Origin of the sequence: Janthinobacterium kochi (genome assembly GCF_051380715.1) — a bacterium.
Lineage (GTDB): Bacteria > Pseudomonadota > Gammaproteobacteria > Burkholderiales > Burkholderiaceae_D > Janthinobacterium.
This window is the reverse complement of the sequence record NZ_JBNYXO010000002.1, coordinates 383,081-405,725: the sequence shown is the minus strand read 5'-3', so window position 1 is coordinate 405,725 and position 22,645 is coordinate 383,081. Positions and strand designations below refer to the sequence as shown.

General features: G+C 63.2%; 19 protein-coding genes. 16 read left to right on the top strand and 3 right to left on the bottom strand.

Translation table 11 applies throughout. The features are described from left to right. Positions 1-8: 8 nt before the first annotated feature. The 9 genes from ACQ4WL_RS06190 to ACQ4WL_RS06150 all read left to right on the top strand — a co-directional run bounded on the left by ACQ4WL_RS06190 (position 9) and on the right by ACQ4WL_RS06150 (position 11,111). A complete protein-coding gene (locus ACQ4WL_RS06190) occupies positions 9-290 on the top strand; it encodes a hypothetical protein (protein ID WP_436508766.1) in 282 nt (93 codons plus the stop codon). After that, the gene (locus ACQ4WL_RS06185) at positions 287-1,990 is read left to right on the top strand and encodes a PepSY-associated TM helix domain-containing protein (protein ID WP_436508765.1); all 1,704 of its coding nucleotides are present in this window, start codon (positions 287-289) and stop codon (positions 1,988-1,990) included. Before ACQ4WL_RS06190 ends, ACQ4WL_RS06185 begins: the two co-directional genes overlap by 4 nt. Further along, positions 1,987-2,328 carry a DUF3325 domain-containing protein gene (locus tag ACQ4WL_RS06180; RefSeq protein WP_436508763.1) on the top strand — a complete coding sequence of 114 codons (342 nt, stop codon included), beginning with the start codon at positions 1,987-1,989 and terminating at the stop codon, positions 2,326-2,328. Before ACQ4WL_RS06185 ends, ACQ4WL_RS06180 begins: the two co-directional genes overlap by 4 nt. A 91-nt stretch (positions 2,329-2,419) precedes the next feature. Continuing rightward, positions 2,420-3,607: an efflux RND transporter periplasmic adaptor subunit gene (locus ACQ4WL_RS06175; RefSeq protein WP_436508762.1), complete on the top strand. Its 1,188-nt coding sequence runs from the start codon at positions 2,420-2,422 to the stop codon at positions 3,605-3,607. 5 nt (positions 3,608-3,612) lie between these two features. Next, positions 3,613-5,607: a MacB family efflux pump subunit gene (locus ACQ4WL_RS06170; protein ID WP_436508761.1), complete on the top strand. Its 1,995-nt coding sequence runs from the start codon at positions 3,613-3,615 to the stop codon at positions 5,605-5,607. Between the two features lie 128 nt (positions 5,608-5,735). After that, a complete protein-coding gene (locus ACQ4WL_RS06165; protein ID WP_436508759.1) occupies positions 5,736-6,266 on the top strand; it encodes a sigma-70 family RNA polymerase sigma factor in 531 nt (176 codons plus the stop codon). Between the two features lies 1 nt (position 6,267). Then, on the top strand, positions 6,268-7,227 hold the full coding sequence (locus ACQ4WL_RS06160; protein WP_436508758.1) for a FecR domain-containing protein: 960 nt from the start codon (positions 6,268-6,270) through the stop codon (positions 7,225-7,227). 80 nt (positions 7,228-7,307) lie between these two features. After that, positions 7,308-9,821: a TonB-dependent siderophore receptor gene (locus tag ACQ4WL_RS06155; RefSeq protein WP_436508757.1), complete on the top strand. Its 2,514-nt coding sequence runs from the start codon at positions 7,308-7,310 to the stop codon at positions 9,819-9,821. A 345-nt stretch (positions 9,822-10,166) separates the two neighbouring features. Continuing rightward, positions 10,167-11,111 carry an ABC transporter substrate-binding protein gene (locus tag ACQ4WL_RS06150; RefSeq protein ID WP_436509102.1) on the top strand — a complete coding sequence of 315 codons (945 nt, stop codon included), beginning with the start codon at positions 10,167-10,169 and terminating at the stop codon, positions 11,109-11,111. Positions 11,112-11,177: 66 nt separating this feature from the next. Here ACQ4WL_RS06150 and ACQ4WL_RS06145 read toward each other — a convergent pair whose 3' ends face one another. After that, positions 11,178-11,717, bottom strand: coding sequence for a hypothetical protein (locus ACQ4WL_RS06145; protein WP_436508756.1), 540 nt, complete (start codon positions 11,715-11,717; stop codon positions 11,178-11,180). A gap of 325 nt (positions 11,718-12,042) precedes the next feature. Between ACQ4WL_RS06145 and ACQ4WL_RS06140 the strand changes: the two genes are divergently transcribed. The 6 genes from ACQ4WL_RS06140 to ACQ4WL_RS06115 all read left to right on the top strand — a co-directional run bounded on the left by ACQ4WL_RS06140 (position 12,043) and on the right by ACQ4WL_RS06115 (position 19,605). Beyond that, the gene (locus ACQ4WL_RS06140) at positions 12,043-12,846 is read left to right on the top strand and encodes a cytochrome C assembly family protein (protein ID WP_436508754.1); all 804 of its coding nucleotides are present in this window, start codon (positions 12,043-12,045) and stop codon (positions 12,844-12,846) included. Further along, the gene (locus tag ACQ4WL_RS06135; protein WP_099762142.1) at positions 12,843-13,106 is read left to right on the top strand and encodes a PP0621 family protein; all 264 of its coding nucleotides are present in this window, start codon (positions 12,843-12,845) and stop codon (positions 13,104-13,106) included. The genes ACQ4WL_RS06140 and ACQ4WL_RS06135 overlap by 4 nt, the downstream gene beginning before the upstream one ends. 114 nt (positions 13,107-13,220) lie before the next feature. Continuing rightward, on the top strand, positions 13,221-14,270 hold the full coding sequence (locus ACQ4WL_RS06130; RefSeq protein WP_436508752.1) for a sigma 54-interacting transcriptional regulator: 1,050 nt from the start codon (positions 13,221-13,223) through the stop codon (positions 14,268-14,270). Next, a complete protein-coding gene (gene ampD / locus ACQ4WL_RS06125) occupies positions 14,270-14,881 on the top strand; it encodes a 1,6-anhydro-N-acetylmuramyl-L-alanine amidase AmpD (RefSeq protein WP_436508751.1) in 612 nt (203 codons plus the stop codon). The genes ACQ4WL_RS06130 and ampD overlap by 1 nt, the downstream gene beginning before the upstream one ends. Before the next feature lie 382 nt (positions 14,882-15,263). Beyond that, a complete protein-coding gene (locus ACQ4WL_RS06120; RefSeq protein WP_436508750.1) occupies positions 15,264-18,215 on the top strand; it encodes a ribonucleoside-diphosphate reductase subunit alpha in 2,952 nt (983 codons plus the stop codon). A 238-nt stretch (positions 18,216-18,453) separates the two neighbouring features. Next, positions 18,454-19,605, top strand: a complete 1,152-nt coding sequence (locus ACQ4WL_RS06115; RefSeq protein WP_436508749.1) for a ribonucleotide-diphosphate reductase subunit beta — start codon at positions 18,454-18,456, stop codon at positions 19,603-19,605. An 85-nt stretch (positions 19,606-19,690) separates the two neighbouring features. Here ACQ4WL_RS06115 and ACQ4WL_RS06110 read toward each other — a convergent pair whose 3' ends face one another. Both ACQ4WL_RS06110 and ACQ4WL_RS06105 read right to left on the bottom strand, forming a co-directional pair. Next, positions 19,691-20,467, bottom strand: coding sequence for an SDR family oxidoreductase (locus ACQ4WL_RS06110; RefSeq protein ID WP_436508748.1), 777 nt, complete (start codon positions 20,465-20,467; stop codon positions 19,691-19,693). Continuing rightward, positions 20,464-20,793 carry a nuclear transport factor 2 family protein gene (locus tag ACQ4WL_RS06105; protein WP_436508746.1) on the bottom strand — a complete coding sequence of 110 codons (330 nt, stop codon included), beginning with the start codon at positions 20,791-20,793 and terminating at the stop codon, positions 20,464-20,466. Before ACQ4WL_RS06105 ends, ACQ4WL_RS06110 begins: the two co-directional genes overlap by 4 nt. A gap of 122 nt (positions 20,794-20,915) precedes the next feature. On the opposite strand from ACQ4WL_RS06105, the gene ACQ4WL_RS06100 reads away from it, so the two are divergent. Beyond that, positions 20,916-21,836, top strand: coding sequence for a LysR family transcriptional regulator (locus tag ACQ4WL_RS06100; protein WP_436508744.1), 921 nt, complete (start codon positions 20,916-20,918; stop codon positions 21,834-21,836). The last annotated feature ends 809 nt before the right edge of the window (positions 21,837-22,645 follow it).

The following is a 22,645-nucleotide window of genomic DNA, read 5'->3' as shown; positions in this document are numbered from 1 at the left end:
GCGCCGCGATGATGAAATCGGCCCACATGATGTTGTTCTCGCGCGTGCTCGCCGCCATCTTTGGCGGCTATGCGCTCACGTCCGGCGTGGCCGTGCTGCTGTCGGCCGTGCTGCCGCTGTCGCGCGCCGAAGCCGTGCTGACGGCGACCCTGAGCGCCTTTGTCGTGTACACCTGCGCCGTGATCTGGGTCTTTGCCGTGCAAGACCTGCGCCGCGCCTGGCTCGGCATGCTGCTGCCAGCCATCGTTTGCGGCGGCATCGGCCTGCTGCTGTCGCGAGGTGCCGCATGAACGCCGTCAAGGTAGACAAAGTGGTCAAGACGCCGCAGCAGGGCGGCTTGCGCCAGGCCATGGCCTGGCTGCATACGTGGAGCGGCCTGTGGATTTCCTGGCTGCTGTTCGCCATTTTCCTGACCGGCACCCTGGCCGTCTTCGACGACCCGATCGGCCACTGGATGACGCCTGAACACGCTTTGGAAGAGGCGGCGCATGCGAACGATCCGCCGCTGCCCAAGGTCACGGACCGCGCGCACCGTCTGGAGCTGGCGCTCGACTTTATGGCGAAGGAGCACCCGAAGGCGGACATGTGGGAAATCTGGCCGGTGCAGCGTCCCGACCACGGCTTGTCCGCCTACTGGTTCCAGCCCGGCGGCGGCTATGGCTCGGCGGACCTCGATCCGCTGACGGGCGCCATCGTCAAACATGCGCGCGAGGTAACGCAGCGCGACACCATCGGCGGCCACCACTTTGTCGATTTCCACTACGAGCTGCACGCGGGACGCATCGGCGTCTGGATCGTCGGCATCACCACCATGATCATGCTGGTGGCGCTGTTGAGCGGCGTCATCACGCACAAGCGTATCTTCAAGGATTTCTTCACCTTCCGCCCGGCCAAGGGCCAGCGTTCGTGGCTCGACGCGCATAACGCGGTGGCCGTGCTGACGTTACCGTTCCAGTTCATGATCGCCTACACGGGCCTGGCCTTCTTCAGCGATGACTATGTGCCGGCCCCCGTGGCGGCGCAATACGGCATGGACAACCCCAAGAAAGCCTTTCTGGCCGACTGGAACGATGCGGGTAAACCTGCGCGCTCGGGCCAGCCGCTGGCCATTCCCGCGCTGGAACCGTTCGCGCTGCGCGCCGAGCAGGCCATCGGCCAGGAAATCCGCGCCGTGGTGCTGGACAACCCGAACGACGCCTCCATGCGCGTGTGCATGTATGGCTGGAACGAGGATACGGAACTGCTCACGCGCATCAGCGCCAATACGGGCAGGGCCTGTTATGCGCTGGCCACGGGCGAGCAGGTTGCCGTGCGCCGGCCGGGCGAGTCGGACACGGGCGGCGCGGGCTTGACGCGTTCCGTCATGGCTAACCTGCACATGGTGGGTTTCGGTGGCACGCCGATGCGCTGGCTGTACTTCTTTTGCGGCCTGGCCGGCACGGCCATGATGGGCACGGGCGCCATTCTATTTATGGTCAAGCGCCGCCAGAAGTCCGGCGGCGAGTTCGGCGCCTATACGCAGCGCGTGTACCGCGTCATCGCCTGCCTGAATGTGGCGGCGATTGCCGGCCTGTCGATCGCCTGCGTGGGCTTCCTGTGGGCCAACCGCCTGATCCCCGTCGGCATCGAGCAGCGCGCCGGCTGGGAAGTGCGCGCCTTCTTCGGCGTGTGGTTTTTGATGCTGGTGCACGCCTGCCTGCGCGCGGAAAAGCGCGCGTGGATCGAGCAACTGGGCTTGCTGGCCGCCCTATGCCTGCTGCTGCCGGTCTTGAATGTGCTGAGCACGGGCGACAACCTGGTGGCGCAGGTCGCGCGCGGCGACTGGGAAAGCGCCGGCGTGGAGCTGGGCAGCATGGCCTTCGGCCTGCTGGCCGCCTGGGGCGCGTGGAAAGTCCACAAGCGCAAGGAAAAACCGCTAAAAAAAGCTGCCGCCAGGGAAAACGCTGCGCCCGTGGCCAGCCTGCAAGTCACTACGGAAGGACAGTCATGATCAACACCATCCTGTGCGCGCTGGGCCTGTCGTATGCGGGCATGGCGAGCCTCTCGCTGGCGATGGACCGCCACCATGGCCAGGTCTGGGGCAGGGACGCGGCGCCGAACGTGCGGCGCGCCCTGCAACTGGCGGGCGCCATCCTGCTGGCGCTGGCCATCTGGCCTTGCGTGGCCGGCTGGAGCGCTACCGTCGGCGTGGTCGCCTGGCTGGGATTCATCGGCGCGGGAGCGCTGCTGGTGGCCCTGCTGCTGCCGTATGCGCCCAAGCTGCTGTTGCGTAGTTCCCTGCTGGCAGCCGTCGCCGCGCTGGCAGGGCTTGTGACGTTTCTGCGGTGATGATCACCGCCATTTTCAAGGATAGACCGATGTATTTTTCACGCCCGGCGACACCGATTGATGTATTGACTGTATTGAAGGCGGCTTCCTGATGGCGGCCCGCCTGCCTTCCCGCCGCGCCCGCATCCTGGGCGGCGCGGTCTTGCTGGCGCTGTTTGGCGCCGGTGCCCTGTGGGCCACGCGCGGCCCGGCCACCGTGTTCGACACGGCGCCCGTCAAGCGCGGCAATATCGAGGCCAGCGTCACGGCCATCGGCACCCTGCAGCCGCAAACCTATGTCGACGTGGGCGCGCAGGTGTCGGGCCAGATCACGCGCCTGCACGTGCAGCCCGGCAGTGCCGTGGAAAAAGGCCAGTTGCTGGCCGAGATCGACCCCAGCGTGCAGCAAGCCACGGTCGACGCGGGTCGCGCCGCCCTGGCGGGCTTGCGCGCGCAGCTGGCCGACCAGCAGGCGCAGCACCGGCTGGCGGGCCAGCAGCACGTGCGCCAGCAGCAGATGGCCAAGTTCGACTCGACGCCGCTGGCCGACCTGGAAACGGCCGAAGCCACGCTGGCCTCGGCCGGCGCCAAGATCGATCACCTGAAGGCGCAGATAGCCCAGACCCAGGCCAGCCTGAAGGCGGACGAGGCGCGCCTCGGCTATACGCGCATCTACGCGCCGATGGCCGGCAAGGTGGTGGGCCTGGATGCCAAGGAAGGGCAGACCCTGAACGCCACGTACCAGACGCCGAACATCCTGCGCATCGCCGATCTGTCGGCCATGACGGTGTGGACGGAAGTGTCGGAAGCGGACGTGCGCCGCGTGCGCCCGGACATGCCCGTGTACTTCACCACCCTGGGCGGCGACCAGCGGCGCTGGAGCGGCAAGGTGCGCCAAGTGCTGCCGGCGCCGCCGGTGCCCGGTGGTTCTGCCGCCGGCACGGCCCTGGCGCCGTCGACCAGCAAGGTGATCTTATATACCGTGCTGTTCGACGTGGATAACGCCGATGGCGAACTGATGCCGCAGATGACGGCGCAGGTGGTGTTTGTCACGGCCGCGGCAAACAATGTGCTGGCCGTGCCCTTGCCGGCGCTGAAACCGTCGACTGAAGAAGGCGCCAAGCCGGGGCAGTTCACGGCCCGCGTGATGGATGCGGACGGCAAGGTCGAGACGCGCGCCGTCACCGTGGGCGTGCGCAACCGCCTCAGCGCGGAAGTGCTGCAAGGCTTGCGCGAAGGTGAGTTGCTGGTCACGGGCGAGCAGCCGGCCAGCAGCGGCGCCAGCAGGTTCCAGTTATGAGTGCCATGAGCGAGGCCAGGTCGCTGGGGCAGGCCGGAGAATCTGGCCAGCCGGCGCCACTGATTGAACTTGTCGGCATTCGCAAGCGTTACGGCGGCCATGACGGCGCGCCGGCCGTGGAAGTGCTGCGCGGCCTGACCTTGTCCATTGGCGCCGGTGAATTCGTCGCCATCGTGGGCGCGTCGGGTTCCGGCAAATCGACCCTGATGCATTTGCTGGGATGCCTTGACCGTCCCAGCGACGGCACCTACCGCTACGCCGGCCAGGACGTGGCCAACCTGAATCCCGATGAACTGGCGTGGCTGCGGCGTGTAGCGTTCGGCTTCGTCTTCCAGGGTTATCACCTGATCGCCACCGAATCGGCGCGCGAGAACGTGGAAGTGCCGGCCCTGTACGCGGGCATGCCGGCCGCCGCCCGCCACGCCCGTTCCGAAGCGCTGCTCAAGCGCCTGGGCCTGGGCGACCGGCTCGACCACCGGCCGAATCAATTATCGGGCGGGCAGCAGCAGCGGGTGTCGATCGCGCGCGCCCTGATGAATGGCGGGCGCATCATCCTCGCCGATGAACCGACGGGGGCCTTAGATAGCAGCAGCGGCGCCGAAGTCATGGCCCTGCTGGGCGAACTGGCCGACGCGGGCCACACCATCATCCTCATTACGCATGACCGCAAGGTGGCGGCCCAGGCGCGCCGCGTGATCGAGATCAGCGACGGCGAAATCGTCGCAGACTCGGGCGCCGTCGCCATTCCATCCACGTCGACGGCCCTGCCGCCGCTGGACATGTCGCGCGCCGCGCATGACACGGGCGCTTCGCTGGGCACGGAATTGCTCGACGCGGCGCGCGCCGCCTGGCGCGTGCTGTGGATCAACCGCTTCCGCACGGGCTTGACCCTGCTCGGCATCGTCATCGGCGTCGCTTCCGTGATCGTCATGCTGGCCATCGGCCTGGGCACGCGCCAGCAAGTGATGGCCCAATTGGGCGCGTTCGGCTCGAATTTGCTGTACATGGCGTCGCGCGGCGAAAGCTCGCGCATCCCCGGGCGCAGCATCACCCTGGCCGACCTCGATGCGCTCAAGGATGTGCCGGGCATTTCCCATGTGCTGCCGAATGTCACCGGCAACAAGGTCATACGCCACGGCAACCTCGACGTGCAGACGTATGTGCGCGGCACGGGCCCGGCCCTGCCGCAGATCCAGACCTGGCCCGTGGCCAAGGGCGGCTTCTTTACCGAAGAAGACGAGCGCGAGATGGCCACCGTGGCCGTGCTGGGCGCGCACCTGGCCGAAAAGCTGATGCCCGACGTGGCCAATCCCGTGGGGCAGAGCATCCTGATCGGCAATGTGCCGTTCCAGGTGATCGGCGTGATGAGCGCGAAGGGCGCGCTGACGGGCGAGAAGGATGAAGATGACGTGCTGCTGCTGCCGTTTTCCACGGCCGGCATCCGCGTCTTCGGCCAGCGCGAGCCGACCTACACCGTCATGGCGGTGGCCGACGTCAAGCGCGTGACGGAAGTGGAGGCGGCGGTCGACGCCACCATGTTCGAGCGCCACCGCATCCGCGACTATGGCATCAGCAACGCCGCCGCGTCGATCGCTGCCGAAGCCAAGACGCAGGACAACATGACCATGATGCTCAGCCTGATCGCCGCCGTCTCCCTGGTGGTGGGCGGCATCGGCGTCATGAACGTGATGCTGATGACGGTGCGCGAGCGCACGCGCGAAATCGGCATCCGCATGGCGACGGGCGCGCGCCGGCGCGACATCCTGCGCCAGTTCCTCACCGAAGCCGTGCTGGTGTCGGTGGTGGGCGGCGTGGCCGGCATCGTGGTCGGCGTGACGGTGGCCGGCTTGCTGCTGGTATGGGACGTGCCGGTGATCTTTTCGCTGAGCGCCATCGCCGGCGCGTTTGCCTGCGCCGTGGTGACGGGGCTGGTGTTTGGCTTCATGCCGGCGCGCAAGGCGTCGGGACTCGATCCGGTGGTGGCGCTGGCCGGACACTAGGTGTTGTAAAAACGCCGGCGCCATGCCTGCCATCGCGGCCAGGCATTGCACCGGCGTTGTTGTTTCGGCTAAAATGAGAATAATTCTTATTTGCGTTGGTGCCAGGCGCCTGACAGGAAAGGATGCCCATGTCGGCCGCCGACTTCGCCCTACAGCAAGACCACTCTTCTCCCACGCATGCCGCCCAGGCGCTGTACCAGCAGCACCACGGCTGGCTGCATGGCTGGTTGCGCTACAAGCTGGGCAATGCCTTTGACGCGGCCGACCTGGCGCACGACACCTTCATCCGCATCCTGGCGCGGCGCGACATCGTCGCCATCAGCCAGCCGCGCGCTTACCTGACGACGGTGGCGCGCGGCATCCTCATCAACTGGTACCAGCGCCAGGCGCTCGAACGCGCCTATCTCGACGCCATCGCCCTGCTGCCCGAAGTGCAAGCGCCATCGTGTGAAGACCAATTGCTGATCCTGGAAACCCTGCACCAGGTCGACGCCATGCTCGACTCCCTGCCGGCTGTCGTGCGGCGTGCCTTTTTGCTGTCGCAGCTGGAAGGGCTGACGTATGACGCCATCGCCGTGCGGCTGGACGTGTCGCTGGCCAGCGTGAAGCGCTATATGAAGCAGGCCTTCCTGGCATGCCTGCAGCTCGATGGCGACTAGCGTGGGCGCCCGTGTTCCGATTGATCCACGCGTGCTCGAGCAGGCGGCCGACTGGCTGATGCAGCTGCACTCGGGCGCGGCCAGCGCACAGCAGCGGCGCGAGTGCGAACGCTGGCGCGCAAGCGACCCGGAACACGCGCGCGCCTGGCAGCGTGCCGAAGCGCTGCTGGGAAAACTCGGCGGCTTGCCGCCGGAACTGGCCATGCCGGCGCTGGACCGCGCCGAAGCGGTGGACCGCAGCTCGGCGCGCCGCGCCGCGCTGCTGAAACTGGCCGCCTTGCTGGCGGTGGTGCCCGGCGCCTGGCTGCTGATGGAGCAGCAGGGCTGGCGCCACGATTACCGCACGGCTACTGGCGAGCGGCGCGACATCGTGCTGGCCGATGGCAGCCGCATCAGCCTCAATACGGCCACCACCCTGGACGTGCAATTCGATGGCGCGCAGCGCCTGCTGACCCTGCGGCGCGGCGAAATCGCCGTGCAGACTGCCGCCGATGCGCAGCGCCGCCCGTTTTTCGTCGCCACGGCCGAAGGCCGGCTCGAAGCGCTGGGCACGCAGTTTTCCGTGCGCCAGGATGGTGGCCGGACGCGGCTGGCGGTGCGGGAAAGCCGCGTGCGCGTGCAGGCGCGCAGCGGTGCGGAACATATCATTCCAGCGGGACGGCAAGTGGCCTTCACGGCGGCGGCCATCGGCGAACCCGCTGCGCTGGACGGCGGCGCGCTGGCGTGGCGGCGCGGCATGCTGCTGGCCGAAGACATGCGTTTGCACGATTTTGCGCTGGAACTGGGCCGCTACCGGCCCGGCATCGTGCGCTGCGATCCCCGCGTGGCCGGCGTGCGCGTCTCGGGCGCCTTTCCCATCACGGACACGGATGCGGCGCTGGTAATGCTGGTATCGACCTATCCTGTGGCGGCGCGCACGCGCCTTGGCGGCTATTGGGTGACCCTGGATGCGGCCGAATAAATAGGTGAAAAAACCTGACACTTTTTTCGCGCCGGGCTGGCAAGGGGAAGAAGATCCCATTGCCATGTAAAGGAAACGTCATGCCTGCAACTCCCCTCCGTTCCATCGTTTTTCTCGCCGTCCACCTGGCTGTGCTGGCCATGGCGGCGCCCGCCCATGCCGCATCGCCGGACGCGCCCGCCGCGCGCAGCATCGACGTGGCGGCCGGTCCCCTGGGGCGCAACCTGTCCACCCTGGCCGTTGACGCGGGTATCGCCCTGTCGTTCGATCCGGCCCTGACGGCGGGGCTGAGCAGCCCGGCCCTGAGCGGCAGCTATACGCCGCGCGAGGCGCTGGCGCGCCTGCTGGCCGGCAGCGGCCTGGAACTCGTCGGCCGCAGTGACGGCAGCTATACCTTGCAAAAAGCGGCGCCCGCAGCCGCGACATCGGCGGGTGCCGCTGCCAGCGCCGCTGATGAGCAAACCCTGGCCGCGATCCGCGTGCGTGCGCGCCGCGCCGCCGATGGCAGCACGGAAGGCACGGGTTCGTACACCAGCCGCGTCACCAGCATCGCGTCGAAGACGGACCAGTCGTTTCGCGAAATTCCCCAGTCGGTATCGGTGGTGACGCGCCAGCAGCTCGATGACCAGGACGTCAAGGATATCGGTGGCGCCATGGCGCTGACGCCGGGCATCACCTTGCAGCGCGTAAACGGCCACGCCTACAATTTCTATTCGCGGGGCTTCCAGATCGACAGCATGCAGATCGATGGCGGCGCGCCCTTCAATATCGGCAGCTACACCGCGACGGCGATCCAGGATATGGCGATGTACGACCGGGTCGAGGTGATGCGCGGCGCGTCCGGCCTGCTGGCCGGTGCCGGTGATCCGGGTGGCATCATCAACCTGGCGCGCAAGAAACCGCTGGAGCAGCGGCAACTGACGGCTGGCTTGTCGGCGGGCAGCTGGAGCAATTATCGCGCCGACGTCGACGCCACCGGTCCGCTCGCATATGACGGGCGGGTGCGCGGAAGGGTAGTGGCCATGTATGAAAATGATGGCTCCTTCATGCGCCACTTCCGCACGGAAAAGGCACTTTTGTATGGCGTGCTGGAAGCGGACCTGCCCACGGGCTCGCTGCTGACCGTGGGCGGTTCGCATGCCAAGCGCGATACGAATGGCAGTGGTTCCGGTCTGCCCCGCTATGCGGACGGCGCCGATTTGCAGTTGCCGCGCTCGACCAACCTGAGCCAGCCCTGGGGGTATGTCGACAATGCGGTCACGGAGCTGTTTGCCCAGCTTGAACACCGCTTTCCCACTGGCTGGAAGCTGAAATTGAATGCCAGCCACGTCGAGCAGAGCGCCAAAGGGCGCGGCACGTTTACCACCGGCGCCGTGGAGCCTGGCGGCAGCGATGGCGTCGTGTGGGCCGGCACGCGCAACAATGCCTGGAATCACCAGAATGTGCTGGACCTGAATCTGACGGGCAATTTCAAGCTGCTGGGACGCACGCATGAGTTGCTGCTGGGAGCCGACCGGCAGAAGGTCACGAGCTACTGGGATTCGGCCCGGCAGACGGGGGCGGGCAGTACGCCGGCCAATCCCTTCAATCCCGATGCCACGCCTTGGGCCGGCGGCGACAATGGCCCCGTCTGGTACCGTTTTCATCCATGGGAGCAGGAACAGTATGGCGCGTATGGCACCGTGCGCCTGCATCCCAGCGACCAGCTGCACGTGGTGCTGGGCGCGCGCCTGGCCCGTTACAAATTCAAGCAATACGTGGCATCCCTCGATGGCGACACGGGCGTGTGGTCGCCCGACTCTGACAGCCGCTTCAGCGAGCCGACCAAGCTGACGCCGTATGGCGGCATCATCTATGACATCAATGCACAGTGGTCGGCGTATGCCAGCTATTCCGCCATCTTCAAGCCGCAGGCGCTGTACAAGGCGGGCCCGGTGCCGGGTACCTCGCTCAAGCCTATCACGGGCAAGAGCTATGAAGGCGGCCTCAAGGGCGAATTGCTCGACGGGCGCCTGAATGCCACTTTCAGCCTGTTCCATGTCGAACGCAATGGCGAGGCGGTGCTGGACCCCAGCTATCCGGAAGAAACCGACCTGTATGCGGGCAATTGCTGCTATCTGCCGCAGGGTAAGGTGACCAGCCGCGGCGTGGATATGGAAGTGGGCGGCGAACTCTTGCCCGGCTTGCAGGCCGCCGCCGGCTATACTTTTAACCACAGCAAGAATGACAGCACGGGATTGCCTTTCAGCAGCATCACGCCCAAGCATCTGTTCAAGCTGTCGACGGCGTATGCCTTGCCTGGCGCCTGGTCGGCCTGGAAGGTGGGCGGCAATGTCACCATCCAGAGCGCCAACTACACGAACGGCACGGTGCTCACGCGTGCCGGCGGCGAGCAGGACTTCCAGTTTACGCAGGGCGGCTATGCCGTCTGGAGCGCGCTGGCGCAATACCGCATCGCTCCCCGCTGGTCGCTGGCTCTGAACGTCAATAATGTCTTTGACAAGCGCTACTATGAAAAGACGGGCTACTCTGGCGGTGGTAACTGGTATGGTGCGCCACGCAATGCGAGCGTGACCCTGCGCGCCACGTTTTAAACAGGGCCGGCCGGCCAGGGCAAAAAAATGTTGCCCTGGCTTTAAGTAACCCCCAATAAATTATTGTGATTTCTGACTTCCATAAGCGGCGCTGTGCAAGGTGGCCGACGAGGCTTGCCCGCAGCTGGCAGTGCTCGCACTGCGTCGCTGCAGGCGCCTTGCACAGCATCCGGTTCTGTTCGTCATAAATTTACAATATTTCCCCGAGGGTTACTTAACACACGGTACTATCTCCCCATAATAAAAAAAGCTGTGTTTTATGCCCTTGCGGGCACACACCAACCACCACAGGAGAACCCGATGCAGACAAAATCAACTTTGAAGACCGGTATCGCCGCCGCCCTCATGCTGGCGTTCAGCATGGGCGCCGTCCAGGCGCAGGCGCAGGAAGTCGTGCGCCTGGGCAACTTGAAATTTGCCCATTACGGCGCCGTGTCGTACATCAAGGAAATCGCGCCCAAGTGCGGCATCAAGGTCGAAGAGCATATCTTTGCCAAGGGCCTTGATGTCATGCAGGCGATTATCGCGGGCGAGCTGGACGTGGGTGCGACGGCATCCGAAGCGGCCATTTCCGGCCGCGCCGGCGGTGCGCCCATCTATGTGGTGGCCGGCTTTGCCAAGGGCGGTGCGCGCCTGGTGGGGGGCATGGGGCAAAAGATCGCCAGCGTGAAGGATTTGAAGGGCAAGCGCGTGGGCGTGACGCGCGGCGGCATCCAGGAAGTGCTGCTGCTGGCCGAGCTGTCGCAAGCGGGCCTGACGTATTCCGAAACCAAGGGCAAGGACGTGCAACTGGTGTTCCTGGCTTACGCCGACTTGAACCAGGCGCTGATGGGCAAGAATATCGACGCCATGATGCAGTCGGAGCCGCAATCGTCGCAGGCGATCAACAAAGGTTTTGGTACGGAAATCCTGAAACCGTACGACACGCCGATCGGCGAACCCGTGCGTACCATGGTGATGACGGAAAAGTTTTACAAGGAACGCCGCCCGGTGGCAGAAAAATTCATGCGCTGCTTCGTCGAAGCCACGAAGACCTTCATCGAGAACAAGGCGACGGCGGAAAAGTATGTGCGCGAAGTCGTGTTCCGCGGCCAGATCACGAAGGATGACTTCGACGACGCGATCAGCAATTCGCCGTATTCGTATGACATCTCGCCCGAGCATATCCAGGTGACCACCGATGTGATGGTGAAAACGGGCGTGGGCCGCATGACGAAGCCGCCGGTGGCCAAGGACTGGGTCAAGACGGACTTGCTGGAGCAGGCGAAAAAGAGCCTGAATGTGAAGTAAATCAGTAAAACCATCAAAAAACCTCCGTGCCAGCGATGGTCCGGAGGTTTTTTATGTGCAGCGCCCTTAGCGGGCGTTAAAGCCCATCCAGCCTTTTTCCGTCTGCCTGAAGCTCAGCGTATAGATGCGCGTCAGTTCATCGCCTTTCTTGAGCTGGCGGTTGATGATGGCGCCATAATTGTCCTGCACGATCTGGTCCGACCATTGCAGCAGGTTTTCGAAGCGCTCTGCCGTCATCGCCGCCTGGCGGGCCAGCAGCGGTGCGGGAATCGCCTTCTTTTCCTGCTGCTGCGCCCAGAAGTCGCGGAAGGCCTTGTTTTCGCCGCTCATGCCGCGCGCCATCAGGCCCAGGCCCATGGTCATGCCCACGGAGCCATCCGTCTTGGCCTGCGCCTCGATCTTGTCGGCCACATCGGCCAGCAGTTCCAGGTAGCCTACCTTGGCGCGCAGCACGGCCGAGCCTTTGATTTCGTACTGTTCATTCTCTTTCCAGCCATTGAGCTTTTCCAGTTTCGCGATCTCGAAGTAATCCTTGTACAGATCGTAGCTTTGAATCGAGGTACGGAAATATTCCTCATACGTGGATTGGGAAGGCGCGTCTTTCATGCAGCCGCTTAAACCAGTGCAGGCGGCCAGCAGGAGGCAGGTCCAGAAAAATTTTCGAAAAGGCATGGCGAGGGGAGGGGGCGTAAGGGTGGATAAATATTGCTCTGTAGATATAATTATAGACTGGCTCATCAGGATGGCAACACATCCGCCGCGCGGCGACGGCGCGTAGCAGGAAAGATTGCCAAAATCTTGAGGGTGCGCCACCCCGTCATGCCTCAGGCGCGATATCATGGCAGGCTTGCGGTATTGGCAGGTGGCGAATTGCTCGCAGCCCATACTGTCGCTTGAATCGCGCTTGCCGGCTATGGTGTAAACTTAAACTATGCAGATCTATTTCTTTTTCATCGCCGCCCTGTTGTACGCGGCGTGCGCGGTGCTTCCCTCGTCCCGTGCCCGGCTCATTGCCGGCCTGACCGGCGTCGCCTGGCTGGCGCACGCCGCCACCCTGTGGTTCGACCTGATGGCGCCTGGCACCTTGCGTTTCGGTTTTTCCGCCATGCTGTCGGCCGCGCTGTGGGTCTCGGTGGGCGCCTACTGGATCGAGAACCGCAATTTCAGCCTGGACGGATTGCGCCGCATGGTCATGCCCAGCGCCGTCATCGCCATCGGCCTGGCCTGGGCCTTTCCTGGCAGCCAGGTCAGCATGGAAGGCAAGTCCGCCGTCTTCGGCTGGCATATTGCCGTGGCGGTGCTGGCCTACAGCACCTTGACGATTGCCGCCTTTCACGCCGTGCTCATGGCGCTGCAGGAATCGCGCCTGCATACGCGCAGCGAAAGCCGCGGTTTCATCGGCAGCGCGCTGGACCAGCTGCCAGCGCTGCTGACGATGGAAAAGTTGCTGTTCCGCATGATCGGTCTGGGTTTCATTCTGCTCAGCCTGACCGTGCTGTCGGGCATCGTCTTTTCCGAGCAATTATTTGGCAAGGCGCTCAACTGGGATCACAAATCCGTGTTTACCATGCTGTCGTGGCTGTTGTTTGCCGCCCTGCTGGCAGGGCGCCGCTTTCGCGGCTGGCGCGGCAAGACGGCCTTGAGCTTCACCCTGGCCGGTTTCGCCACCTTGCTGCTGGCCTATGTCGGCAGCCGTTTTGTACTTGAAGTGGTTTTACACCGAGGATACACATGACGCGTGTTTTATTCTGGCTGGCGCTGGTGTTCCTGGTGCTGTTTGCCATCCGCAGCAAGATCCGGGGCATGCAGCAGCGGGCCCGTGCGCAGCAACAGCAACAGCAGCCCAATCCGTTTGCGCCGCCGGGCCGGCCACAGGAATTGCCGGATGCGGAGCTGATGCTGTGTTGCGCCCATTGCGGCGTGTATTACCCGGCCTCCGAAAACGTGCAGGCCAAGGGCCACGATTACTGCAGCCACGCGCACGCCACGCTGTAAGGGCAGGCCCGCGCCGCATTGCTCATCCGTATCGTATCGTCTTCCGGCAGCAGTCCGGCGTAGCATCTGCAGTAAGCGGTTCGCCACCGCCCTTGCAGAAAGGCGCGCTCCCCTATGCCCAGTCCCAAGCTGCAGACCGCGACCGCCGCCGGCAAGACGGTGGCCAGCGGCCTGCCGTCCGCGCCGCAACTATGTGGCCATTCACTGCCCATGCAGGCGTTGCGCGCGCAGATCGGCCGCATCGCCCTGTGCGGCGCGCCGGTGGCCATCCGCGGCGAATCGGGCAGCGGCAAGGAACTGGCGGCGCGCGCCATCCACGCGCAGGGGGCGCGCGCCAGCGGCCCGTTTATCGCCGTCAACTGCGGTGCCATTCCCGAAGCGCTGATGGAAGCCGAATTCTTCGGCTGCCGGCCGGGCGCCTATACTGGCGCGCTGCACGAACGCCAGGGATTGTTCCAGGCGGCCCATGGCGGCAGTTTGTTGCTTGATGAAGTCGATGATTTGCCGCTGGCCATGCAGGTGAAGCTGTTGCGCGTGCTGCAGGAGCGCCGCGTGCGCAAGCTGGGCGGCAGTAGCGACGAAGCCGTTGACGTGCGCATCCTGTGCGCCAGCCAGCATGGCCTGGCGCGCGGTGTGGCCGCCGGCACGTTTCGCCAGGATCTGTTTTACCGCCTCAATGTAATCGAGTTGGCGCTGCCGCCGTTGCGTGAGCGGCGTGGCGATCTGCAGATATTATGTGAAGTAATCCTGGCGCGTCTGGCACCGGGCCAGGCCGTGAGCCTGGCGCCACCGGTGCTGGCGGCCCTGGCAGCGTATGCGTTTCCGGGCAATGTGCGCGAACTGGAAAATATGCTGGAACGGGCGCTGGCCTTTGCTGATGGCGGCGTGATCGCGCTCGACGGGCTGGGCTTGCAGTCGCCGGCGGGGATCACCCCGTTGCGGGCGGCGCCGGGCTTGCCGGAACGGCAATTGTGCCTGCCGGGCATGGACGTGTGCAGTGTGCCGCTGGATGTGTATTTGCGCCAGGCCGAGCGCGACATGATCATGCAGGCGCTGGCACAGGCGCGCTATCACCGCGCACGGGCGGCGCGCCAGCTGGGCCTGAGCGTGCGCCAGCTGCGTTACCGCATGCAGAAATTGACGATACTGGAAGCGCTACCTTGATGACAGCATGGACGATAGATGAAGACGGCTGGTGCGACGGCGCGCTGCGCTATGATTCGCCGCACCAGGATGCGCGCCCGGACGGTGCGCAAGTCGACTTGCTGGTGATCCATAACATCAGCTTGCCGGGCGGCCACTTTGGCGGACCGCATGTGTCGGACTTGTTTACCGGCCGGGTAGATTATAATGCCGATCCTTCTTTCGCCGACCTGCGTGGCTTGCAGGTGTCGGCGCACTTTTTTGTGCGGCGCGATGGTGCGCTGTTGCAATATGTTTCTGTTGATCAACGTGCCTGGCATGCTGGCGCGTCCACATTCGAAGGACGTCCGCAGTGCAATGACTATTCCATCGGTATCGAAATGGAAGGCGCGGACTTTGTCCCCTTCCAGGCGCAGCAATACCGCGTGCTGGCGGCGTTGACGGCGGCGCTGGTGGCGCGCTATGACTTGTCCCAGGTGCGCGGCCACGAGCATATTGCGCCGGGGAGGAAAACGGATCCGGGAGCGTTTTTTGACTGGCATTTTTATCAAGAATGCTGGTTGGAAACTGTGCGCGGGCAGCCTGCGTTAGCGCTTACTACGCGGGGATTGGGCTTTCCATCCATGCCCTGAAAAGTCAACCGAAATCGTATATGAAAATACAAAAAATTACGCTGACGGATGCCGGAAAACTATTGCATCGCCTTTCGATGGGCACTACAATTAGTACATAACTTGGATTTAAAGACTATATGTAGTGCCATCACAGACGTTTTCAGAAATATTACCAAAGCTACCCTGTTTGTTGATATGGCAACGGGAACTGGCGTTTCATCACCCTTGATCGTGTTTCGCGCCAGCCGGGCTGTACAGGTTGGCCGTATGATTTCTGGCTGTGAATTACTTACTATTTAGCAACAAACACCTGAAGAAACCCTGACCATCGGGCGTTCTATTCAACAACACACGCGGCAGCAAAACTGCAGGCTGACTTTAGCTGACAACGGGAGCTTCAATGCAATCACCACAAGATATTTCCATCCATCCAACGCCAGTATCGCCAGCGCCAGGCGCGGCCAATAGCGTGGCGAGCACGGGCGCGGCATTGGGCGACTATCGCATCCTCCGCCGCAACGGCGCGGTGGTGGCATTTGAGCCTTCGAAGATCGCAATCGCCATGACCAAGGCGTTTTTGGCCGTTAACGGCGGCCAGGGCGCAGCCTCGGCGCGCATCCGCGAACTGGTGGAACAGCTGACCGACGGCGTTGTCGCCGCGCTGGTGCGCCGCCAGCCGGGGGGCGGCACCTTCCATATCGAAGACGTGCAAGACCAGGTGGAACTGTCGCTGATGCGTTCGGGCGAGCACGACGTGGCGCGTGCCTATGTGCTGTACCGTGCCAAGCACATGGAAGAGCGCCGTCTGCAGAAGGAAGCGCTGGGCGCTTCCGCGCAAGTGACCGCACCCCAGCTGAACGTGCTCGATAACGGCGTGCGCCGTCTGCTCGACATGCAGGAAGTGCGCGACCTGATCAATGCCGCCTGCGCAGGCCTGGAAAAGCACGTCGATGCCGACGCCATTCTGGCTGAAACGGTGAAGAACCTGTACGACGGCGTGCCCGTCGAAGAGCTGCACAAGTCGGCCATCCTGGCGGCGCGCGCGCTGATGGAAAAAGATCCGGCCTACAGCCAGGTCACGGCCCGCATCCTGCTGCACACGGTGCGCAAGGAAGTGTTCGGCAAGGAAGTGCCGCAAGCGGCCGCTGCTGCCGAGTACCTGACGTATTTCCCGCAATATATCGCCAAGGGCATCGCCAACGAGCTGCTGAACCCGGTACTTGCCAGCTTCGACCTGGAACGCCTGGCGAAAGCCATCGTGGCCGACCGCGACTTGCAATTCGGCTACATCGGTCTGCAAACCCTGTATGACCGCTACTTCCTGCACATCCATGACGTGCGCATCGAAATGCCGCAAGCGTTCTACATGCGTGTGGCCATGGGTCTGTCGCTGAACGAAGCGGACCGCGAAGCGCGCACCATCGAGTTCTACAATCTGCTGTCCTCGTTCGACTTCATGAGCTCGACCCCGACCCTGTTCAACTCGGGCACCCTGCGCTCGCAGCTGTCGTCGTGCTACCTGAGCACCGTCTCGGACGACCTGGAAGGCATTTACGACGCCATCAAGGACAACGCGCTGCTGGCCAAGTACGCCGGCGGCCTGGGCAACGACTGGACGCCAGTGCGCGCCCTGGGCGCCCACATCAAGGGCACCAACGGCAAGTCGCAAGGCGTGGTGCCGTTCCTGAAAGTGGTCAACGACACGGCCGTGGCAGTCAACCAGGGCGGCAAGCGCAAGGGCGCCGTCTGCGCCTACCTGGAAACCTGGCACATGGACATCGAGGAATTCCTCGACCTGCGCAAGAACACGGGTGACGACCGCCGCCGCACGCACGACATGAACACGGCGAACTGGATTCCCGACATGTTCATGAAGCGCGTCATGGAAAAAGGCGAGTGGACCCTGTTCTCGCCATCCGAAACGCCAGATTTGCACGACCTGGTCGGCAAAGCCTTTGAAAAGGCTTACCTGGGCTACGAAGCCAAGGCCGCCGCCGGCGAAATCCGTTCGTTCAAGAAGATCGCCGCGCTGGACCTGTGGCGCAAGATGCTGTCGATGCTGTTTGAAACGGGCCACCCATGGATCACGTTCAAGGATCCTTGCAACATCCGCAGCCCGCAGTCGCACGTCGGCGTCGTCCACAGCTCGAATCTGTGCACCGAAATCACGCTCAACACGGGTCCTGACGAAATCGCCGTCTGCAACCTCGGTTCCGTCAACATGCCGGCGCACATGAAGGAAGGCAAGCTCGATCACGTCAAGCTGGCCAAGACCATCCGCACCGCCATGCGCATGCTCGACAACGTCATCGACATCAATTACTACGCCGTCGAGAAGGCGCGCAATTCGAACATGCGCCATCGTCCGGTCGGCATGGGCGTGATGGGTTTCCAGGACTGCCTGCACATGATGCGCATCCCGTTCGCCTCGGACGCTGCCGTGTCGTTCGCCGACACCTCGATGGAAGCGGTCTGCTACTACGCCTACCTGGCGTCGACGGAACTGGCCGAAGAGCGCGGCCGCTATGAATCGTATGCCGGTTCGCTGTGGGACCGTGGCATCCTGCCGCAAGACTCGGTGAAACTGCTGGCCGAAGAGCGCGGCGGCTACCTGGAAGTCGATTCCTCGTCGGCCATGGACTGGACGCCGGTGCGCGAACGCATCGCCAAGTTCGGCATGCGCAACTCAAACTGCGTGGCGATCGCCCCGACGGCGACGATTTCGAACATCATCGGCGTGTCGGCCTGTATCGAGCCGACGTTCCAGAACCTGTACGTGAAATCGAACCTGTCGGGCGAATTCACCGAGATCAACGGCTACCTGGTGCGCGACCTGAAGGCGCGCGACCTGTGGGATGAAGTCATGATCTCCGACCTGAAGTACTTCGACGGCAGTCTGGTGAAGATCGACCGCATCCCGCAAGACCTGCGCGACATCTACGCCACCGCCTTTGAAGTATCGCCAAGCTGGCTGGTGGAAGCGGCTTCGCGTCGCCAGAAGTGGATCGACCAGGCCCAGTCGCTGAACATTTACATGGCTGGCGCATCGGGCAAGAAGCTCGACGAGACCTACAAGCTGGCATGGCTGCGTGGCCTGAAAACCACCTACTACCTGCGTACCATCGCCGCTACCCACATGGAGAAATCGACCTCCAAGACGGGCGCCCTGAACGCCGTGGCCGTCGATGGCGGCATGTCGGCCAGCGCACAGAGCGCCCAGGCAGCGGTCGTGGCGGCAGCCGCTGCCGCCGTGGCACCGGTAGTGGCAGCGGCAGCGGACGACGCCGATGGCGAAGCCTGCTACCTGCGTCCGGGAGATGACGGTTTCGAAGAATGCGAAGCCTGCCAGTAAAAACCTGCTGCGCAGCCCCCTCTCGGGTTCTGTGTTGCTTACCGGCTCGGCGCCCCCGTACGTAAAGTACGGCTCCGCTACTCGACCCGATATCGGGCTTGCTCGCGACGGTTTTTAAAAAATTTAAAGTTGTCAGCCCGGCACGGTCGGGCTGATTCAATGTTGTTAATGTCTGTATTGTCCGATACAACGGGCCTGTTGCAGACGCCGGTGAACCGGCATGGAAAGGAAGAAGAATATGTCGTTGTCTTGGGATGATGAAACCACGTCGGCAGCTGTGCCGCGTCCGGCGCAGCAAGCGCCACTGGGAAATACCGAATTGAACCTGCCGGCAGGTGCCGAGCCGTCCGAAGCGAACGCCGAGCAAGTGGCGCGCCGCGTGAATGCCGACGACAAGCGCATCATCAACGGCAAGACGGACGTCAACCAGCTGGTGCCGTTCAAGTACAAGTGGGCGTGGGACAAATACCTGGCCGGTTGCGCCAACCACTGGATGCCGCAGGAAGTGAACATGCAGCGCGATATCGAGCTGTGGAAAAACCCGAACGGCCTCACGGACGACGAGCGCCGCCTGGTCAAGCGCAACCTGGGCTTCTTCGTGACGGCCGACTCGCTGGCCGCCAACAACATCGTGCTGGGCACGTATCGCCACATCACGGCGCCGGAATGCCGCCAGTACCTGCTGCGCCAGGCGTTCGAGGAAGCGATCCACACGCACGCCTACCAGTACATCGTCGAGTCGCTGGGCCTTGATGAAGGCGAGATCTTCAACGCCTACAACGAAGTCAAGTCGATCCGCGACAAGGATGAATTCCTGATCCCGTTCATCAACACGCTGACCGACCCGGCGTTTGTCACCGGCACGGTGGAAAACGACCAGAAGCTGCTGAAATCCCTGATCGTGTTTGCCTGCCTGATGGAAGGCCTGTTCTTCTACGTCGGCTTCACGCAGATCCTGGCGCTGGGCCGCCAGAACAAGATGATGGGCGCTGCCGAGCAGTACCAGTACATCCTGCGCGACGAATCGATGCACTGCAACTTCGGTATCGACTTGATCAACACGATCAAGATGGAAAATCCGCTGCTGTGGACGGCCGAATTCCGCGAAGAGATTAAAGTATTGTTCCTGCAGGCCGTGGAACTGGAATACGCGTACGCGGAAGACACCATGCCGCGCGGCGTGCTGGGTCTGAACGCGCCGATGTTCAAGGGCTATTTGCGCTTCATCGCCAACCGCCGCGCGCAGCAGATCGGCATCGAGCCGTTGTTCGCCCAGGAAGAAAATCCCTTCCCATGGATGAGCGAGATGATCGACATGAAGAAGGAACGCAACTTCTTCGAAACGCGCGTGACCGAGTACCAAACGGGTGGTGCGCTGAACTGGGAATAAGCCAGCCGATAGCGTCACAAGTCATGTAACAAAGGCCTCGCAGATGCGGGGCCTTTTGCTATGTGGAAAGCTTGTTGCACCGGGCTCACACGGTCGGGATGGTGCCGCCATCGATCACATACTCGGCGCCGTGGATCGACGCGGCGCGGTCCGAGGCCAGAAAGGCGACCAGTTCGGCCACTTCTTCCGGCTTGCCCGGGCGGCCGATGGGAATGCCGCCCAGCGTCTGCATCAGCTTCTGGCGGGCCGCGTCTTCGCTGATGCCGGCGTGTTCGGCCCCGCGCCGTATCATCGCGTGGGCCGCCGTGGTTTCGATGAAGCCCGGCGAGACGGTATTGATGCGGATGCCCTGCGGACCGAATTCCTTCGACAGCCCCTTGCTGTAGTTGCTCAGCGCAGCCTTGGCGGCCGCATACGCCAGCGTCGAATCGTACAGCGGCAGGCTGCGCTGGATCGACGAGATGTGGATGATCACGCCGTACTGGCGCGCCACCATCGCCGGCAGCAGGGCGCGGTCGAGGCGCACGGCGGCAAGCAGGTTGCCATTGAGCGCGTCTTCCCAGGCATCGTCGTCCAGGGCCAGCGCGCCGCCCCCGGCGGCCGTCGAGCCGCCCACGTTATTGATCAGGATATCGACCCCGCCCAGGCTGGCCAGCGCTTCCTGGATCACTGTGTCGGTTCCTGCGCGGGTACGCAGGTCGGCCGCAATGAAATGCACGCCGGCCGGCAAGCTGCCGGTGGCGGCGCGTGCCGTGGTCGCCACGCGCGCGCCGCGCTCGAACATCAGTTTCAGCGTCGCCGCGCCCATGCCCTTCGTGCCGCCCGTGATCAGCACGCGCTTGTCCTTGAAATCGGTATTCATGCGCTGATCTCCAGGGTCTGGATATGATCGTTGGCGAGCGTGAAGGTAAAGCGCAGTGCCAGTGGGCTGCCGGGGAAGCTGCCACTGACGCTGCCGGTGACCAGGCAGCGCGCGCCCTGCATGTCGGCCGAGGTGGGGCTGACGGTGGCGCCGTACTGCTTGCTGCCAGCTTCTTTCCAGGCCTTGATGGCGGCATGGCCCGCGTGCGCATGGCCTTCGTCATGCACGACGCCATCGGCTGCGAAGCACTGCGCCACGGCGTCGCTATCGTGATGGTTTTCGGCGGTAAAGTAGTCGCCGACGATTGCCGGCATGAGGATAGACATGGTGCTTCCTTTCGGGGGGAGAGGTAGGGAGCGACCATCATATGGCGTTCAATTGCAGAGAAATAGTACAGCCAGGGTGATAGGCTTTAAACTTCAGGTTCATTATTGGCGCATGATCCCGCATGAAAAATAACTCTCTCGATGGCATCCGTACCTTTCTCGCGGTCGCCGAGCGGAAAAGTTTCAGCGCAGCGGCGCTGCAGCTTGGCGTAACGGTGACGGCCGTCAGCAAGGCGGTCAAGGTGATGGAACGGCAGCATGGCGTGCTGCTCTTCAAGCGCAATACGCGCAATGTCGCCTTCACCGAGGCCGGCGCGGGCCTGTACGCCAGTCTGGCCGGCGCCACCCGGCAGATCGATGACGCCTTCGCCGCGCTGAGCATGTTTCGCGACCGGCCCGCCGGCCATCTGCGGCTGACGGTGCCGCGCGCGCTGGGCGCGCTGGTCATGCGCGCATTGATACCGCGTTTTCGCAGCAGCTATCCTGACGTGACCATCGACCTGTCGCTCGACGATGGCGCGGTCGATCTGCTGGCGCAGGGTTACGACGCTGGCATCCGCCTGGGACAGTCCGTGGAGCAGGAGATGGTGGCGGTGCGCCTGACGGGGGACTTGCGCTGGTCCGTGGTTGGCGCGCCTAGCTACTTCGAGCGGAAGGGGCGGCCGCTGATTCCGGAGGACCTGATGCGCCACGACACGCTGGCCTACCGCTTTCACACTTCCGGCGCCTTGCACCGCTGGCGCTTCGTGCGCGATGGCGAAGAATTTCTGGTGGAAACCGGCGCGCCCCTGGTCGTCAACGACACCACGCTGATCGCCGATTTCGCCCGCTCGGGTCTGGGCCTGGCGTATATGCCGGACGTGGAAATCGAAGGTGATCTGGCAGTCGGCAGCTTGCTGCGGGTCCTTCAAAGCTACGTGCCGCCGACGAGCGGATTGTTCCTGTATTTTCCTGCCCGTACCCAGAGCCAGCCAAAACTTCGCGCCTTCATCGATACGGCCCTGGCGCTCTCCCGGCCAGCGTCTTCCGCAGAGACGCGTTAGCCTTGTCTGTTTTTTTCAGCCTGCCGGCATCCGTCTGGAGACAGGTTGCGGCATCGCCTACGGCGCTTTTTTGCGCCGTTTCTTCATGGCGCGCAGTGGCGCGGCGGCGCATGCGAATTGCATGCGGCGACGCAGAAAAGTGCGGCCATTTTTTCTCCGCATCGCGCGCGCCGCGACGCATTTTTTTGATGGTGCCAATGCGCGCGCGACAGGTAGTAAATATCGTTTCCGGACACGCTGGCGGCGGCATTTGGCATGCGATTGTGCGATAGCACGCGTATCGTGCAAAAAAGGCCGCGAAAACGTGTCGTGCCGGTTGCGCATTGACAAGGTTTTCGTGTACTTTATGAGATTGCAAATGCGAGCGTTAGAATGCGGGGTTTTGTAACCAGCGCGGTAGCGAAAAAACCTCGCAAAACAGGGATACAGATTTACACGGATATGCACAAAACCACACCGTTTTCGTCTGCCGCCGTGCCCGAATTTTTTCAGGCATGGCGGTTTTTTATTTGACGTATCGGTGTTGTGGCGAGCGCGATGCGAGGAGCGAAAAAACGCACGGCATCGAAAACGAATGACCGAATTCAGACTTTGCCACCAGCTGCGAGATAAAGCAGGGTGGCACCGACGATGGCTGAAGTGCTGCAAACGTGAGGAGTTGCAGCAGTTCAGCTGGTGCCGAATTCATTAGCGCAAACGACCGTTTGTGCCGATGAATAATTCGCCTGGCCTATCCCTGTGGTGGGTCGGACGGGTTTAAATCTTGTAGCTTAAATTTCTCATCTCAGATGAAGGAGAGACAAATGGCA